Below are 13,666 nucleotides of genomic sequence, written 5' to 3' on the forward strand. Positions count from 1 at the left end.
CCATGCATGTCGAGGAATGGCTTCAGTCGATCCCCCCGGTCTGGATCTGCGTGATCGTGGGCGTCGTGATCGGCGTGGAGAGCCTCGGCATCCCGCTGCCCGGCGAGGTGGTCCTGGTCAGCGCGGCGCTGCTGTCGGCGCAGCACGTCGTCGACCCGCTGTGGGTGGGGGTGTGCGCGAGCGCCGGCGCCATCATCGGCGACTCGATCGGCTACCTCATCGGCCGCAAGGGCGGGCAGCCGCTGTTCGACCGCCTCGGCCGCCGATTCCCCAAGCACTTCGGCCCCGGCCACATCGCCAAGGCCAAGAACGCCTTCGACCGGTGGGGCATGTGGGCGGTCTTCTTCGGCCGCTTCATCGCGCTGCTGCGCATCCTCGCCGGGCCGCTCGCGGGGGCCCTGCACATGCCCTACTGGCGGTTCCTGATCGCCAACGTGCTCGGCGGCGTCGCCTGGGCGGGCGGCACCACCGCCGTGATCTACTACCTCGGCGTCGTGGCCGACCGGTGGCTCAAGGGCTTCTCCTGGGTGGCGCTCGCCGCCGCGGTCCTGTTCGGCATCGGCACCACCCTGTACATCAAGCACCGCGCCTCCCGCGCCTCTGAACCCGAGGAGGGCGCGGAGGCCGATCAGCGCTCGATGAGCGTGACTTCCAGCGAGTAGTGCGAGGCGCGGTAGACGTGGGAGCCGTGCTCCACGGCCCTGCCCTGGTCGTCGTAGGTCGTGCGGACCATCGTGAGCAGCGGCGCGCCCCGGCGCTCGTCCAGCAGCCGCGCCTCGGCCGGGCCGGCCGACCGGGCGCCGATGCGCTGGTTGGCCACCCGCATCCGCACCCCGGCCGCGCGCAGCAGCTCGTACAGGCCGCGCTCCTCCAGGGCCTGCGCGGTCAGCGGCCCGAGCCCGGCGGGCAGCCAGTTGTGCAGCAGGGCCAGCGGCTCGCCCCCGGCGTAGCGCACCCGCTCCAGGCGCAGGACCTGCGTGCCCGCCGCGACCCCGAGGACGGCGGCGATCTCCTCGTCGGCGCCGACGGGCTGCAGGGAGATGACGCGGGTGGTGGGCTCCTGGCCGGCGCGGCGCAGGTCGTCGTACAGGCTGGTCAGCTCGACCGAGCGCTTGACCTGGCCGTGCACGACCTGGGTGCCGACGCCGCGCTTGCGCACCAGCAGGCCCTTGTCGACCAGATACTGGATGGCCTGGCGGATGGTGGGACGGGACAGGCCTAGCCGCTCGGCGAGCAGGATCTCGTTGTCGAGGCGGGCGCCGGGCGCGAGCTCGCCCTTGCGTATCGCCTCGGCGATCTGCTCGGCCACCTGGAAGTACAGCGGCACGGGGCTGGAGCGATCGAGGTCGATGTCGAGTCGAGTGCCCATGACTACTCCCGGCTCTTCACTGATCGCTGGCCCTACGAGGCTAGCGGACATCAGAATGTCCTGACAAATATCGACCTGCGAGAACACCGGCTCGTGCGCGATCTGAGCTGACGTACCTGTCCCCCCGCCCGGCGAGGCCTTCTCGCCGGGCTCTTTGGTGTCACGGACCAGGTGGGAGCCTTGACCGCCCGCGCGAGCGTCAGTATGTCCGGACAAAGCCAGGGAAAAGTAAGCAATACATCAGAATGTCACGACAAACAATTGACAGGGGCGTTACCTGAGGTTACAAACCTGGAATGTGGCCGATCCCGCCCCCTGGGACGGCACGGGAGGTTTCCATGAGGCGAGTCACCCGATTGATCACAGCGGCGGCGCTGGGCGCGCTGGTGCTGAGCGGTTGTTCCAGCGGCGATGACCCCGCGCCGGCGCCGGGCGCCTCCGCGTCCCCCGCGGCGGGCGGGGGCGAGAGCGGCGGCACCTTCGCCGTCATCACGCACGGCGCGCCCGGAGACTCCTTCTGGGACGTCGTCAAGAACGGCGCCGAGGCGGCCGGCAAGCAGTACGGCGCCAAGGTCACCTACCAGGGCGACGGCGACCCCGCCAAGCAGGCCCAGCTCATCGACCAGGCCATCAGCCAGAAGGTCGACGGCGTGGTGGTCTCCATGGCCAACCCCGACGCGCTCAAGGAGTCCATCGCCAAGGCCGTCTCGGCCAAGATCCCGGTCGTCACCATCAACTCCGGCGCCGACGAGTCCAAGGAGTTCGGCGCGATCACCCACGTCGGCCAGTCCGAGGAGGTGGCCGGGCGCGGCGCGGGGGAGAAGCTGAAGGCCGAGGGCGTCACCAAGCTCCTGTGCGTCATCCACGAGGCGGGCAACGTCGGCCTCGACCAGCGGTGCAACGGCGCCACGGCGACCCTGGGCGGCAGTGTCGAACGGCTGCAGGTGGACGTCAGCAACCTCGCCGACGCCACCTCCAAGATCAAGGCCAAGCTGCAGAGCGACACCTCGGTCAACGGCGTGCTCACCCTCAACCCCGCGGTGGCCGTGGCCGCCCGCGACGCGATCGCCGACGGCGGCTCCAAGGCCAAGCTCGCCACCTTCGACCTGTCGGCCGACGTCGTCGACGCGATCGAGGCCGGGGAGATCCTTTTCGCGGTCGACCAGCAGCAGTACCTCCAGGGATGGCTGCCGATCACCTTCCTCTACCTGTACAAGAAGAACCTCAACACCGTCGGCGGCGGCCTGCCGGTCAACACCGGGCCGGGCTTCGTCACCAAGGAGAACGCCGCCCAGGTGGCCAAGCTCGCGCAAAGCGGCACTCGGTGACCACGGTCACCGCCGACGAACGGGTCGCGGGCGCCGGGCCCCTCCGGCGCCTGCTGGTCCGCCCCGAGCTCGGCTCGGTGGTCGGCGCCATCGCGGTCTTCGCGTTCTTCTCCGCCCAGTCGCCGGTGTTCCGCTCGGCCGACGGCGTGGCGAACTGGCTGGACCCGGCGTCCACGCTCGGCATCATGGCCGTCGCCATCGCCCTGCTGATGATCGGCGGGGAGTTCGACCTGTCGGCCGGCGTGCTGACGGGGACGACCGGGCTGGTCATGGTCACCCTCGCCACCCGGTACGGGTGGAACGTGTGGGCGGCCATGCTCGCCGGCCTGGTCCTGGCGCTGGCCGTCGGGTTCGCCAACGGCCTGCTGGTGGTGCGCACCAAGCTGCCCAGCTTCATCGTCACCCTCGGCACGTTCTTGATGCTGCAGGGCCTCAACCTCGGCGTCACCAAGGCGCTCACCGGCACCGTGCAGGTCAGCGGCCTGCGCAGGGCCGAGGGGTACCAGGCGGCGCGGTCGCTGCTGGCCGGTTCGGTCTCGGTCGGCGGGGTGGAGTTCCGGGTGGCGATCTTCTGGTGGATCGGGGTGACCGTCCTGGCCACCTGGGTGCTGATGCGCTCCCGGGCCGGGAACTGGATCTTCGCGGTCGGTGGGAACGAGCAGGCGGCGCGGGCCGTCGGCGTGCCCGCCGCGCGCACCAAGATCGTGCTGTTCATGACCACGGCCACCGCCGCCTGGCTGGTCGGCTCGATCCTGGCCCTGCGCTTCACCTCGGTCCAGGCCAACTCCGGCATCGGCCAGGAGTTCATCTACATCATCGCCGCGGTGATCGGCGGCTGCCTGCTCACCGGCGGCTACGGATCGGCGATCGGCGCGTCCATCGGCGCGGTGATCTTCGGGATGGCCGACAAGGGCATCGTGTTCGCCGGCTGGGACGCCGACTGGTTCAAGTTCTTCCTGGGCGCGATGCTGCTGCTGGCGACGCTCGCCAACCGCCTGGTCCGCCGCTACGCCGAGGAGGTGCGGCGATGACCCCGCCGCTTCTCGAAGCCCGTGACGTGGGCAAGGTCTTCGGCAGCGTGATCGCCCTGCGGGGCGTCTCGCTGCTGGTGCGGGCCGGTGAGGTCACCTGCGTGCTGGGCGACAACGGCGCCGGCAAGTCGACGCTCATCAAGATCCTTTCCGGGGTGCACGGCCAGGACACCGGCGAGTACCTCCTGGACGGGGTGCCGGTCCGGCTCGGCGGCCCGCGCGAGGCCCTGGACCGGGGCATCGCCACCGTCTACCAGGACCTGGCGATGATCCCGCTGATGTCGGTCTGGCGGAACTTCTTCCTCGGCTCTGAGCCGGTCACCGGGCCGTTGCGCCGCCTGGACGTGGCCCGCGCCAAGCGGGTCGCCCGCGACGAGCTGCGCGACATGGGCATCGACATCCGCGACGTGGACCAGCCGGTCGGCACACTGTCCGGCGGCGAGCGCCAGTCGGTGGCCATCGCCCGCGCGGTGTACTTCGGGGCGCGGGTGCTCATCCTGGACGAGCCGACCTCCGCGCTCGGCGTCAAGCAGGCCGGGGTGGTGCTGCGCTACATCGCCCGGGCGCGTGACCGGGGTCTCGGTGTGGTGTTCATCACCCACAACCCCCACCACGCCTTCCCGGTCGGCGACCGGTTCCTGCTGCTCAACCGGGGCACCAGCCTCGGGCAGTTCGACAAGGCCGACATCACCCGCGACGAGCTGACCTCGCTGATGGCCGGCGGCGCCGAACTGGACCAGCTCGCCCACGAGCTGGACCGCGACGGCCCGGACCGGGACGCCGCCCCGGGGGCCGCGACGGGCCCCTGACGACTCAGCCCTCCAGGGCGTAGCGCATCACGCGGAACTTGGCCTGGGCCTCGGCGAGCTCGGCCGCCGGGTCCGAGCCGCCCATGATGCCGCACCCGGCGAACAGGCGGGCCCGGCGGCCCTCGACCTGCGCGCACCGCAGGGCGATGCCCCACTCGCCGTCGCCGCGGGCGTCGATCCAGCCGACCGGGCCGGCGTACCCGCCGCGTTCCATGCCCTCCAGCTCGCGGATCACCTCCAGGGCGACGCCGGTGGGGGTGCCGCCGACGGCGGCCGTCGGGTGCATGGCGGCGACCACGTCGAGCACCGAGGCGCCGTCGGTCAGCCGGCCGCTGACCCGGCTGGCGAGGTGCTGGACGTTCGGCAGCACCAGCAGCTCCGGCTCCTCGGGCACCGTCAGCGCCGAGCACAGCGGGGTGAGGGCGTCGCGCACCGAGGCCACCGCGCAGGCGTGCTCGTGGCGGTCCTTGGCCGAGGCGAACAGAGCGGCGCCCTTGGCGCGGTCCTCGGCCGGGCCGGCGCCCCGGTAGGTGGTCCCGGCCAGCACCAGCGACTCGATGGCCTGCCCGGTGTGCCGTACCAGCAGCTCGGGGGTGGCGCCGACCAGGCCGGCGCAGGAGAAGGTGTAGCAGTCGGGGTAGGCGCGGGCCAGGCGGTCGAGCAGGACCCGCACGTCGATGTCCCGCTCGGCGGTCGCGACCAGGTCGCGGGCCAGCACGGCCTTCTCCAGCCGCCCCGACCGGATCCGGCGCACCGCGCGCGACACGGCGTGCTGCCACTGGGGCGCGCTGAGCGACCCGTCGCCGTACACGATCCTGCCGGGGGTGGCGGCCGGGGTCATCAGGTCGATGGGCGCCTCGCCGACCGTGGTCAGCCACGCGTGCCCGTCCCTGCGGCCGAGCACGACCCGGGGGACCACCAGCACCGACCCCGCGGCGTCGGGGTCGAAGGTGAACGAGCCGAACGCCACCGGTCCCGAGCCGGGCACGTGCACGCCGTCGTCGATGTGCGCCTCGCCGAACACCGAGGCCAGCCAGCCCCGGGCCCAGTCGAACCGGCCGGGGCCCGGCGGGACGTTCACCCGCGCGGCCTCGCCCCAGGCGACCAGGCCCTCGCCGTGGTGGACCCAGGCGTAGGGCGGGGCCTGCGGCAGTCGCGCGATCAGGTCTTCGGGGTGGTGGACGGGGATGCTGCGAACCAGCGGGGGGCGGGTTATCCCGAGCGCGACACTCACTCTGCCCACCCTATGCGGAAACTGAACGCGTTCGACAAGGAGTGGCCGGTCTCACAGCTTCACGGGCGCGGGGTGATTCGCTGACACGGATCTCTACACGAGAGTCATGTCCTGTCAAGCCGCGATAGGAACTTGGTCAACGGTAGCAACGCCTCGCCTCACGGTAATAGAGCGGGCCCCCTCCGGTCCCTACCTTGGTTCTCGGTCTCTTCCGGGATCGATCGTCCCAGGTGGAGGTGACCATGGTCAGAGGGATCGCGCTCGTCCTCGCCGCCGCGGCGCTGTGCGCGCCCGGCACGGCCGCCGCGGCGGCCGACCCGGTGCCCCCGGTGATGGCGGCGCTCGGCGACTCGATCAGCGCGGGGTTCAACGCCTGCGGCTGGTACGTCGTGTGCACCTCCCGGTCCTGGTCGGCGGGGGACTCGGCGGAGGTCGGCAGCCACTACCTGCGCCTGACCGCGATCTCCCCGGCCGTCAAGGGGCACAACTTCAACTTCGCGGTGCCCGGGTCCACCAGCGCCGGCCTGGCCGCCCAGGCGGCGCGGGCGGTGGCCGCCAGGGCCGCCTACGTCACGATCCTGATCGGCGCGCAGGACGCCTGCGTGGCCACCGAGGCGGGCATGACCCCGGTCGCCACCTACCGCGCCAACCTCGACCGCGCGTTCGCCACCCTGGCGACGGCGGGCGTGCGCGTCTTCGCCGCCAGCATCCCCGACCTGCGGCGGCTCTGGCGCATCGGCAAGGACAACATCGTGGCCAGGTCCTTCTGGACGATCGGCCACATCTGCCCCACGATGCTGGCCGGCGCCGCCTCCAAGGCCAAGAAGGACCAGGCCCGGCGCGCGCGGGTCAGGGAGCGCGTCCAGGACTACAACGAGCAGATGGCGGCGGCGTGCGCCGCCTACGGCCCGTCCTGCCGGTACGACGGGGGCGCGATCTTCTCCTATCCGTTCACCCTCGACCACATCAGCAAGTGGGACTTCTTCCACCCCAACACCGCCGGCCAGCGGGCGCTGGCCGGGGCGACCTTCGGGCGGGGCTTCCCCTGGGAGCAGGACACCCTCACCCGCGCGCCCCTCGTCGTGGCCCCCTGACACCGGCGGTGCCGGCCGCCCCCTCGGCCGCCGTGAATCGGGCGGAAGATGCCGGGCCCCCGTGAGGACGGTCAGAGCCAGCCGTGGTGGCGCGCGAGGGTGGCGGCCTCGATGCGGTTGCGGGTGCCGGTCTTGCCGATGGCCGCCGACAGGTAGTTGCGCACGGTGCTCTCCGACAGGTGCAGCCGGGCGGCGACGTCGGCGATCGTCGAGCCGCCGGCCGCCGCGGCCAGCACGTCGCGCTCACGGTCGGTCAGCGGGCTGGGCCCGGCGCTCAGCGCCGCCGCCGCCAGCGCGGGGTCGATCACGCGCTCCCCGGCCAGGACCCGCCGGACCGCCGCCGCCAGCTCCTCGACCGGGCCGTCCTTCACCATGAACCCCTGGGCCCCGGCCTCCATGGCCCGGCGCAGGTACCCGGGCCGGCCGAAGGTGGTGAGGATCAGCACCCGGCAGGAGGGCAGCGCCCCCCGCAGGTCGGCCGCGGCGTCCAGCCCGCTGCGGCCGGGCATCTCGATGTCCAGCAGCGCCACGTCGGGACGGTGCTCCAGCGCCGCCGCGACCACCTGCTCCCCGGAGGACACCTGGGCCACGATCTCGATGTCGTCCTCCAGCCCGAGCAGCAGCGCCAGCGCCCCGCGCATCATCCCCTGGTCCTCGGCCAGCAGCACCCGGATCATCGGGCGCCCCGGCGGCCGACGCGGGTCATCGGGGCTCCGCGGGCAGCGTGACGCGCAGCCGGAACCCGCCCGGGTCCTGGTCGGTCACCTCCAGCAGCCCGCCCGTCGCGGCGACGCGCTCGCGCAGCCCCTTCAGGCCGTGCCCCGACCACGCCAGGGGGGCGCCGCCCCTGCCGTCGTCGAGGATCTCCAGCACCGTGCCGTCGTCGCCCGCGGCCAGGTCGATGCGGCACGTGCGCGCCCCGCTGTGCCGGATCAGGTTGGTCACCCCTTCGCGCACGGCCCATCCGAGCAGCGCGTCGGCCTCGGGCGCCAGCTCCAGCACCCGGGCGCGCGTGGTGAGCCGCACCCCCGCGTCGGCGAGGACGGTGCGGGCGGACTCCAGCTCGGCCGACAGCCCGCGCCCCCGGTAGCCGGTGACCGCCGCGCGCACCTCGGTGAGGGCCTCGCGCCCGATGCGCTCGATGTCGGCGGCCTGCTGGACGGCGGCGGCGGTGTCGCCGGGCAGCACGCGCCGCACGGCCTCGGCCTTGACCACCATCACCGACAGCGTGTGCCCGAGCAGGTCGTGCAGGTCGCGCGAGAACCGCAGGCGCTCCTCGGCCACGGCCCTGGCGGCGAGCTCCTCGCGGGTCCGCTTGAGCTGTTCGATCACCTCGAACAGCCGCAGCATGATGGAGGGGACAAGGCCCGCCGAGAAGGTGCCCCAGCACAGCGACAGCACCGTGCCCCAGTCCTCGCCGTGACTCAGGGTGACGGCGAACACGGCGCCCAGCGTGACCAGCAGGACCACGGAGATCCGTCCCACCCCCTTGACCGCCACGCCGCAGGCGATCGCGAAGAGGGCGAAGAGCACGTACCAGTTGCCGTGCATCGTCCAGGCCAGCACCAGGGTGAGCGCGCCCAGGGCGGGCAGCGGCCCCCGCTCGGCCTTGCGCGGGTCGGCGAAGGCCGTCCGGATCGTCCCCACGTACAGCGCGCCGGCGGCGGCGACACCGGAGATCGCCAGCCACAGCGGGCGGGAGCCGCCGGCGAAGGTGTCCCACAGGGGACCGGTCAGCAGGACCAGCCACGGGTAGAACCCCTTGGCGTCGGGTCCCTCGGTCGCGAAGTCGTCGCCGCGGCCGCCCTGCCGCCCCTCCAGGGCGGGATGCGACGTGCTCACCGCCACACCGTAGCCGCTGCCGGCAGGGGTGTCGTCCGGCCCGGGGGAGGGGGTCACGAGCGTTCGCCGGCGCGGCGGTAGCCGTACATGGCGTACAGGCCGAACACGGCGAGCCAGCCGAGCAGGATGAGCGCCGCCCGCGCGGTGGGCGCCTGCCCGAAGGCCACGTCCCGTGCCAGGTCGGCGTAGGCGCGGGCCGGGGTCCAGTCGGAGATCGCCTTCAGCCAGCCGGGGAACCGGTCGGTGGGCAGCCACAGGCCGCCGACGACGGCCAGGGCCATGCCGGCGGCGAAGTTCGCGATCCCGGCGGCCTGCCCGGTGAGGCGGTAGCCGTTGCCGAGGCCGAACAGGGTGAACGGGACGGTCCCCGCCCACAGCAGGCAGATCACGGCCGCCCACCGGCCGGGGCTCAGGGAGACGCCGTTGATCAGCGTGCCGGCCAGCAGGATCGCGACGATGGCGGGGACCACGACCGCCATCCCGGTCACGGTCTTGCCCGCGATGACGGTGACCGGCCGCAGGGGCGTGAGGCGGAGCTGCCGCAGCCAGCCGAGGGCCTTGTCCTCGCCGAGCCCGGTGCCGTTGTTGAACGCCGCCCCCATCCCCCCGTAGGCGGCCATGCTGACCATGAGGTACAGCGCGACCTCCCGCTCGTCGCCCGGGGCCAGGCCGAGGTTGGTGAAGATGAGGTACATCACCACGGGCATGGCGATGCCGAACAGTACGAAGGTGAGGTCGCGCACGACGCGGAGCAGTTCCAGGCGGATGTAACCGATCATCGTGCGGCGCTCGTTTCTGGGGTCGGGGGAAGGGGGGCGGCGGTGAGGGCGACGAAGGCGTCCTCCAGGTCGGCGGGGGAGACCTCCAGGTCGCGGATGGCCCGCGCCTCGGCCAGGGCCGTCACGGTGGCGTCGGAGTCGGTGCTGCGCAGGCGGGCGCGCCCGCCGCGGATCTCGACGGCCGACACCCCGGGCAGGCGGGCCAGCCAGGCCGTCTCCCCGCTGACGGTCAGGCTGACCGTGGTCAGGGCGGTGACGCGCTTGATCTCCTTGGCGGTGCCGTCGGCGACCACCCGGCCACCGCTGATCATCACGATGCGGTCGGCGTGGTCGTCGGCCTCGTCCAGGTAGTGGGTGGAGAACAGGATCGTCGTGCCCCGCGCGGCGAAGTGGTGCATGCCCTCCCAGAACTCCCGCCGGGCCTCGACGTCCAGGGCGGCGGTGGGCTCGTCCAGGACGAGCAGGCCGGGGTCGCCGACCAGGGCCATGGCGAACCGCACCCGCTGGGCCTGGCCGCCGGACAGCCGGTCCGCCCGGCGGCCCGCCAGGCCGGTCAGGCGGGCGGTGGCCAGCACCTGGTCCACCGGCAGCGGCGCGGGGTAGCAGCCGGCGACGAATCCGACCAGCTCGCGGACCGTCACCCTCGGGATCAGGCCGCCCTCCTGGGTCATGGCGCCCACGCGCCCGGCCCGCACGGCGGCCTGCGGGCCGCCGCCGAACACCTCGGCGGTGCCGGAGTCGGGGGCGGAGAGGCCGAGGAGCATGCCGATGGCGGTGGACTTGCCCGCGCCGTTGGGACCGAGAAGGGCGAGGGTCTGCCCTTGGGGGATGTCGAGGGTCAGGCCGTCGACGGCCCTGACCGTGCCGAAGCTCTTGGTGAGCTCGGTGAGTGTTACGGCGTTCACGCTCATGTGGGCAACGCTAGGGATCACCCACGGGCGCCGGTAGAAACGTGAATCCGGCTTCCGGCAGGACAAAAGTCCTACGCCGCCGCCCCGCGAGGTACGGCCGATGGGCAGGCGGCGGTGTCGTCGGCTTCGGGGATGTACGGTCCGCCGACCCGCCGCCTGCCCCCCGGTCGCGCCCCTCTGCGGTGGGCGGGTCCCCGAGACAACCCACCTGGCCTTGATCTACAAAGTAAAGGCCTCGGCTTTGGGTCCCCACACGGTCTCCCAGGCTTCCAGCGCCGCCGCGACCGTGTCCGGAGAGGCGGCCAGCAGCGGCAGCCGTACGGCCGGGGTGGGGATGTCGCCGCGCGCGTGCAGCACCGCCTTGATCACCGTGGGGTTCGGCTCCGCGAACAGCCGCAGCGACAGCAGCGCCAGGCGGTGCCCGAGGGCGCGCGCCTCGCGCACCTCGCCGGACCGCCACGCGCCGACCAGCCGCGCGAAGCCGGCGGTGTCGACCAGCGCCGAGGCCAGGATGCCGCCGTGCGCGCCGAGGGCCAGCATCGGCGAGATGTACGGGTCGTCGCCGCCGAGGATCGCGAACCCCGGGGGCGGGTCGGCCAGCAGGCCGACGGTGTCCTCGTCGATCCCGCCGCGCGCGGACTTCACCCCGGCCACGCCGGGGATCGCGGCGAGCCTGCGCAGCGCCGCGACCGGCAGGTACTGGCCCGTGCGGTACGGGATGTCGTAGACGATCAGCGGCGCCGGGCTCAGCCCGGCGAGGTGCGCGAAGTGCGCGAGAACGCCCTCCTGGCCGGGGCGGACGAACGGGGGCACCACGGTCAGCGCGGCGACGACCTCCGGGTGGCCGCCCAGCTCCCGCAGCTCCCCGGCCGTGTTCGCGCCCACCACCAGCGGTGCCCGCCGCTCCCTGCACACCCGGGCCGCCACCTCGATCACGGCCCGCTTCTCCGCGTCCGTGAGCGCGCCGGGCTCGCCGGTGGTGCCGAGCGCGACCAGGCCGGCCGCGCCGTCGGCGAGCAGACGCCGCGCGAGCGCCTCCAGCGCGCCGAGGGCCACCTCGCCCGAGGCCTCGAACGGAGTGATCAATGGGACGTGGAGACCGTGGAGTGTCATGGGCACCATCGTCGCGCGGCCCAATGTGAAGGACCAGTTCCGATTCGTGAAGGCATGCGTAAGCTGAGCTTGTGCTTGATGTGCGCCGCCTGCGGCTGCTCCGCGACCTGGCCAGGCTCGGCACCATCGCCGCGGTGGCCCAGGCCCACGCCTATTCGCCGTCGGCGGTGTCCCAGCAGCTCGCGGCGCTGCAACGGGAGGCGGGGGTGCCGCTGCTGGAGCGGACCGGCCGCGGGGTGGCGCTCACCCCGGCGGGCGCCGCGCTGGTCGGGCACACCGAGACCGTGCTCGCCGCGCTGGAGGCGGCCTCGGCGACCCTCGCCGCCACCCGGACCGGGCTGAGCGGCACCGTGCGCATCGGGGCGTTCCCGACCGCCGTGCGCACCGTGCTGCCGGCGGCGCTGGTCGCGCTGGGCCGCGACCACCCGGGGCTCGACCTGATGGTCACCGAACTGGACCCGGCCGCCGCCCCGGAAGCGCTACGGGAGCGGCGGCTGGACGTGGCGCTGCTGCAGGACTACGACCTGGCCCCCGTCGAGCCCGACCCGTCGCTCGACTCGACACCCCTGCTGGAGGAGACGGTCTTCCTGGCGGTCCCGGATACGGCACAGGGCGCGCCTCCCACCGATCCGGAAGGCACGGCTCCCGTCCATGCGGAGGGTGCGGCTCCCGCCGATTCGGAGGGCGCGGCTCCCGTCCATGCGGCTCCCGCCGGTCCGGGGGGCGCGGCTCCCGTGGATCCGGTCGGTGGGTTCCGGGACGCGGACTGGATCGTGGCCTCGCCGGGCACGCTGTGCCATGCCGTGGCCTGGCGCGCCTGCCAGGCGGCGGGGTTCACCCCGAGGGTCCGTCACCACGTGGACGACTTCACCGCCGTGCTGGCGCTGGTCGCGGCCGGTCAGGGCGTCGCCCTGGTGCCGAGGCTCGGCGCCGGCCGGCCCCCGGGCGGTGTGCGTCTCCTGCCGCTGCCGGTCCGGCGCCGGACCCGGGTCGCCTACCGCCGGGGAGCGGGGGAGCATCCGGCGGTGGCCGCGTGCGTCCGCGCCATCCGCGCCGCGACCGAGGACCACCTGGCCGACCCCCGCTCGCCGGGCGACTAGGCCCGGCCAGGGCGAGCCCCGAAGCCGCGATCCACGACGTCATGGTCCGGGCGCGGACGGCGTCTCGATGGTGGCCAGTGCCCGCATGGCGTCGTGTTCGAGCCGTGAGAGGTCGTGCAGGAGCGTCGCGGCCTGGTCCAGGGGTGCGGGGTCGCCGGACTCGCCGGCCTTGGCGATCAGGCCGGCGACGCCGGTCCACATCGCGGCGGCGCGCCCGTACATCTCGTGGCCGGTGCGCAGCGCGGCGTCGTCACGCAGCTCCGCGCATTCGCCGAGGAAGTCCCGGTAGAGGTTGCGGAACAGGGCGCCGCCGGTCCCGGCGTGCTCCATCAGCAGCGCGGCCCGAGGCAGGTCCCGGGCGGGGTCCGCGCTGCGGCCCCACCACCTCCCGATCTGCCGGGCGGTCTTCTCGATGCCACGGTGGCCGAGGTTGGCGATGGGCGGGTCGAGGAATCCCGCCGCGCAGGCCTTGATCGCCGGGACGACGACGTCACGCGGGGCGGGGACCCGTTCGGGGACGGTGAGGGTGAACGACCGGTTCCGCGCCGTCATCGGGCCGCGTTCGGCCCTCGCCGCGGCCAGGGCGGCCAGGCCGGTCGTGACCGCCCCGCCCTGCTGGCCGGTGTCGACCAGGCGGGCGGCGTCGTCGTCGTACCCGTACATGGCCACGATGTGGCCGCCGAAGTGCTCCTTCGAGGTGAAGTAGTCCAGGTGGTGGCTGTCGAGCTGCAGTCCCACCGCCCGCCCCGCGTCGATGTGGTCGGTGACGTTCTGCCAGGCCTTGCGCCGCGAGGTGGTCTCCCGCACCTCCAGGTCCAGTCCCAGCCGGCCGGCGAGGTTCCTGGTCAGCTCGAACGGCCTGACCCGGCCGCCAAGGAACGGGAGGTCCATCCCCTTGGCGTCCCAGTAGACGAAACCCAGGCCGGCCCCGAGCCCGAACATCATCGGCTCGGACAGCTCCAGCCCCTGCTGCCGCAGCAGCACCCCCAGCGCCGTCGTCTCGCAGTGCAGCAGGCCCCGCGCGTCCACACCCTCGATGATCAAACCGGTCTCCCC

The 13,666-nt window shown here is 73.4% G+C and carries 14 protein-coding genes; 6 read left to right on the top strand and 8 right to left on the bottom strand.

Going from position 1 to position 13,666, the window contains the following annotated elements; translation table 11 throughout:
* Positions 1-2 precede the first annotated feature (2 nt).
* The gene (locus NYZ98_RS00350; RefSeq protein ID WP_262840329.1) at positions 3-662 is read left to right on the top strand and encodes a DedA family protein; all 660 of its coding nucleotides are present in this window, start codon (positions 3-5) and stop codon (positions 660-662) included.
* Here NYZ98_RS00350 and NYZ98_RS00355 read toward each other — a convergent pair.
* Positions 629-1,369 (bottom strand): GntR family transcriptional regulator, encoded by a 741-nt coding sequence (locus tag NYZ98_RS00355; RefSeq protein WP_262840330.1) that lies wholly within the window; start codon positions 1,367-1,369, stop codon positions 629-631. The genes NYZ98_RS00350 and NYZ98_RS00355 overlap by 34 nt on opposite strands.
* A 338-nt stretch (positions 1,370-1,707) precedes the next feature.
* Here NYZ98_RS00355 and NYZ98_RS00360 point away from each other — a divergent pair, with 338 nt between their 5' ends.
* Genes NYZ98_RS00360 through NYZ98_RS00370 form a run of 3 tightly spaced genes read left to right on the top strand, consistent with a single transcriptional unit; the run spans position 1,708 to position 4,537 of the window.
* Positions 1,708-2,697, top strand: coding sequence for a sugar ABC transporter substrate-binding protein (locus NYZ98_RS00360; RefSeq protein WP_262840332.1), 990 nt, complete (start codon positions 1,708-1,710; stop codon positions 2,695-2,697).
* Positions 2,694-3,728, top strand: a complete 1,035-nt coding sequence (locus tag NYZ98_RS00365; protein ID WP_262840334.1) for an ABC transporter permease — start codon at positions 2,694-2,696, stop codon at positions 3,726-3,728. The genes NYZ98_RS00360 and NYZ98_RS00365 overlap by 4 nt, the downstream gene beginning before the upstream one ends.
* Entirely contained in the window at positions 3,725-4,537 is an 813-nt protein-coding gene (locus NYZ98_RS00370; RefSeq protein ID WP_262840335.1) for an ATP-binding cassette domain-containing protein, read from the top strand. Before NYZ98_RS00365 ends, NYZ98_RS00370 begins: the two co-directional genes overlap by 4 nt.
* Positions 4,538-4,541: 4 nt before the next feature.
* Here NYZ98_RS00370 and NYZ98_RS00375 read toward each other — a convergent pair whose 3' ends face one another.
* A complete protein-coding gene (locus NYZ98_RS00375; RefSeq protein ID WP_262840337.1) occupies positions 4,542-5,771 on the bottom strand; it encodes an isochorismate synthase in 1,230 nt (409 codons plus the stop codon).
* A 242-nt stretch (positions 5,772-6,013) separates the two neighbouring features.
* Between NYZ98_RS00375 and NYZ98_RS00380 the strand changes: the two genes are divergently transcribed.
* Positions 6,014-6,865, top strand: coding sequence for an SGNH/GDSL hydrolase family protein (locus NYZ98_RS00380; RefSeq protein ID WP_262840339.1), 852 nt, complete (start codon positions 6,014-6,016; stop codon positions 6,863-6,865).
* A 71-nt stretch (positions 6,866-6,936) separates the two neighbouring features.
* Here NYZ98_RS00380 and NYZ98_RS00385 read toward each other — a convergent pair whose 3' ends face one another.
* The 5 genes from NYZ98_RS00385 to NYZ98_RS00405 all read right to left on the bottom strand — a co-directional run bounded on the left by NYZ98_RS00385 (position 6,937) and on the right by NYZ98_RS00405 (position 11,510).
* Entirely contained in the window at positions 6,937-7,542 is a 606-nt protein-coding gene (locus NYZ98_RS00385; protein WP_262840340.1) for a response regulator transcription factor, read from the bottom strand.
* Positions 7,543-7,567: 25 nt separating this feature from the next.
* On the bottom strand, positions 7,568-8,707 hold the full coding sequence (locus NYZ98_RS00390) for a sensor histidine kinase (protein WP_262840341.1): 1,140 nt from the start codon (positions 8,705-8,707) through the stop codon (positions 7,568-7,570).
* A 53-nt stretch (positions 8,708-8,760) separates the two neighbouring features.
* A complete protein-coding gene (locus NYZ98_RS00395) occupies positions 8,761-9,486 on the bottom strand; it encodes an ABC transporter permease (RefSeq protein WP_262840342.1) in 726 nt (241 codons plus the stop codon).
* Entirely contained in the window at positions 9,483-10,397 is a 915-nt protein-coding gene (locus NYZ98_RS00400) for an ABC transporter ATP-binding protein (protein WP_262840343.1), read from the bottom strand. Before NYZ98_RS00400 ends, NYZ98_RS00395 begins: the two co-directional genes overlap by 4 nt.
* A 219-nt stretch (positions 10,398-10,616) precedes the next feature.
* Entirely contained in the window at positions 10,617-11,510 is an 894-nt protein-coding gene (locus NYZ98_RS00405) for a dihydrodipicolinate synthase family protein (protein ID WP_262840344.1), read from the bottom strand.
* Between the two features lie 71 nt (positions 11,511-11,581).
* Between NYZ98_RS00405 and NYZ98_RS00410 the strand changes: the two genes are divergently transcribed.
* Positions 11,582-12,610 carry a LysR family transcriptional regulator gene (locus NYZ98_RS00410; protein WP_262840345.1) on the top strand — a complete coding sequence of 343 codons (1,029 nt, stop codon included), beginning with the start codon at positions 11,582-11,584 and terminating at the stop codon, positions 12,608-12,610.
* Positions 12,611-12,649: 39 nt separating this feature from the next.
* Here NYZ98_RS00410 and NYZ98_RS00415 read toward each other — a convergent pair whose 3' ends face one another.
* On the bottom strand, positions 12,650-13,654 hold the full coding sequence (locus NYZ98_RS00415; RefSeq protein WP_262840346.1) for a BtrH N-terminal domain-containing protein: 1,005 nt from the start codon (positions 13,652-13,654) through the stop codon (positions 12,650-12,652).
* Between the last annotated feature and the right edge of the window lie 12 nt (positions 13,655-13,666).

This window comes from Sphaerisporangium corydalis, assembly GCF_025506355.1.
Taxonomy (GTDB): domain Bacteria; phylum Actinomycetota; class Actinomycetes; order Streptosporangiales; family Streptosporangiaceae; genus Sphaerisporangium; species Sphaerisporangium corydalis.

Excerpts from the sequence above, each read along its gene's own strand:
- NYZ98_RS00355 (WP_262840330.1), bottom strand. The coding sequence starts at position 1,369 with ATGGGCACTCGACTCGACATCGACCTCGATCGCTCCAGCCCCGTGCCG.
- NYZ98_RS00395 (WP_262840342.1), bottom strand. The coding sequence starts at position 9,486 with ATGATCGGTTACATCCGCCTGGAACTGCTCCGCGTCGTGCGCGACCTC.
- NYZ98_RS00385 (WP_262840340.1), bottom strand. The coding sequence starts at position 7,542 with ATGATCCGGGTGCTGCTGGCCGAGGACCAGGGGATGATGCGCGGGGCG.
- NYZ98_RS00400 (WP_262840343.1), bottom strand. The coding sequence starts at position 10,397 with ATGAGCGTGAACGCCGTAACACTCACCGAGCTCACCAAGAGCTTCGGC.
- NYZ98_RS00350 (WP_262840329.1), top strand. The coding sequence starts at position 3 with ATGCATGTCGAGGAATGGCTTCAGTCGATCCCCCCGGTCTGGATCTGC.
- NYZ98_RS00370 (WP_262840335.1), top strand. The coding sequence starts at position 3,725 with ATGACCCCGCCGCTTCTCGAAGCCCGTGACGTGGGCAAGGTCTTCGGC.
- NYZ98_RS00405 (WP_262840344.1), bottom strand. The coding sequence starts at position 11,510 with ATGACACTCCACGGTCTCCACGTCCCATTGATCACTCCGTTCGAGGCC.
- NYZ98_RS00360 (WP_262840332.1), top strand. The coding sequence starts at position 1,708 with ATGAGGCGAGTCACCCGATTGATCACAGCGGCGGCGCTGGGCGCGCTG.
- NYZ98_RS00380 (WP_262840339.1), top strand. The coding sequence starts at position 6,014 with ATGGTCAGAGGGATCGCGCTCGTCCTCGCCGCCGCGGCGCTGTGCGCG.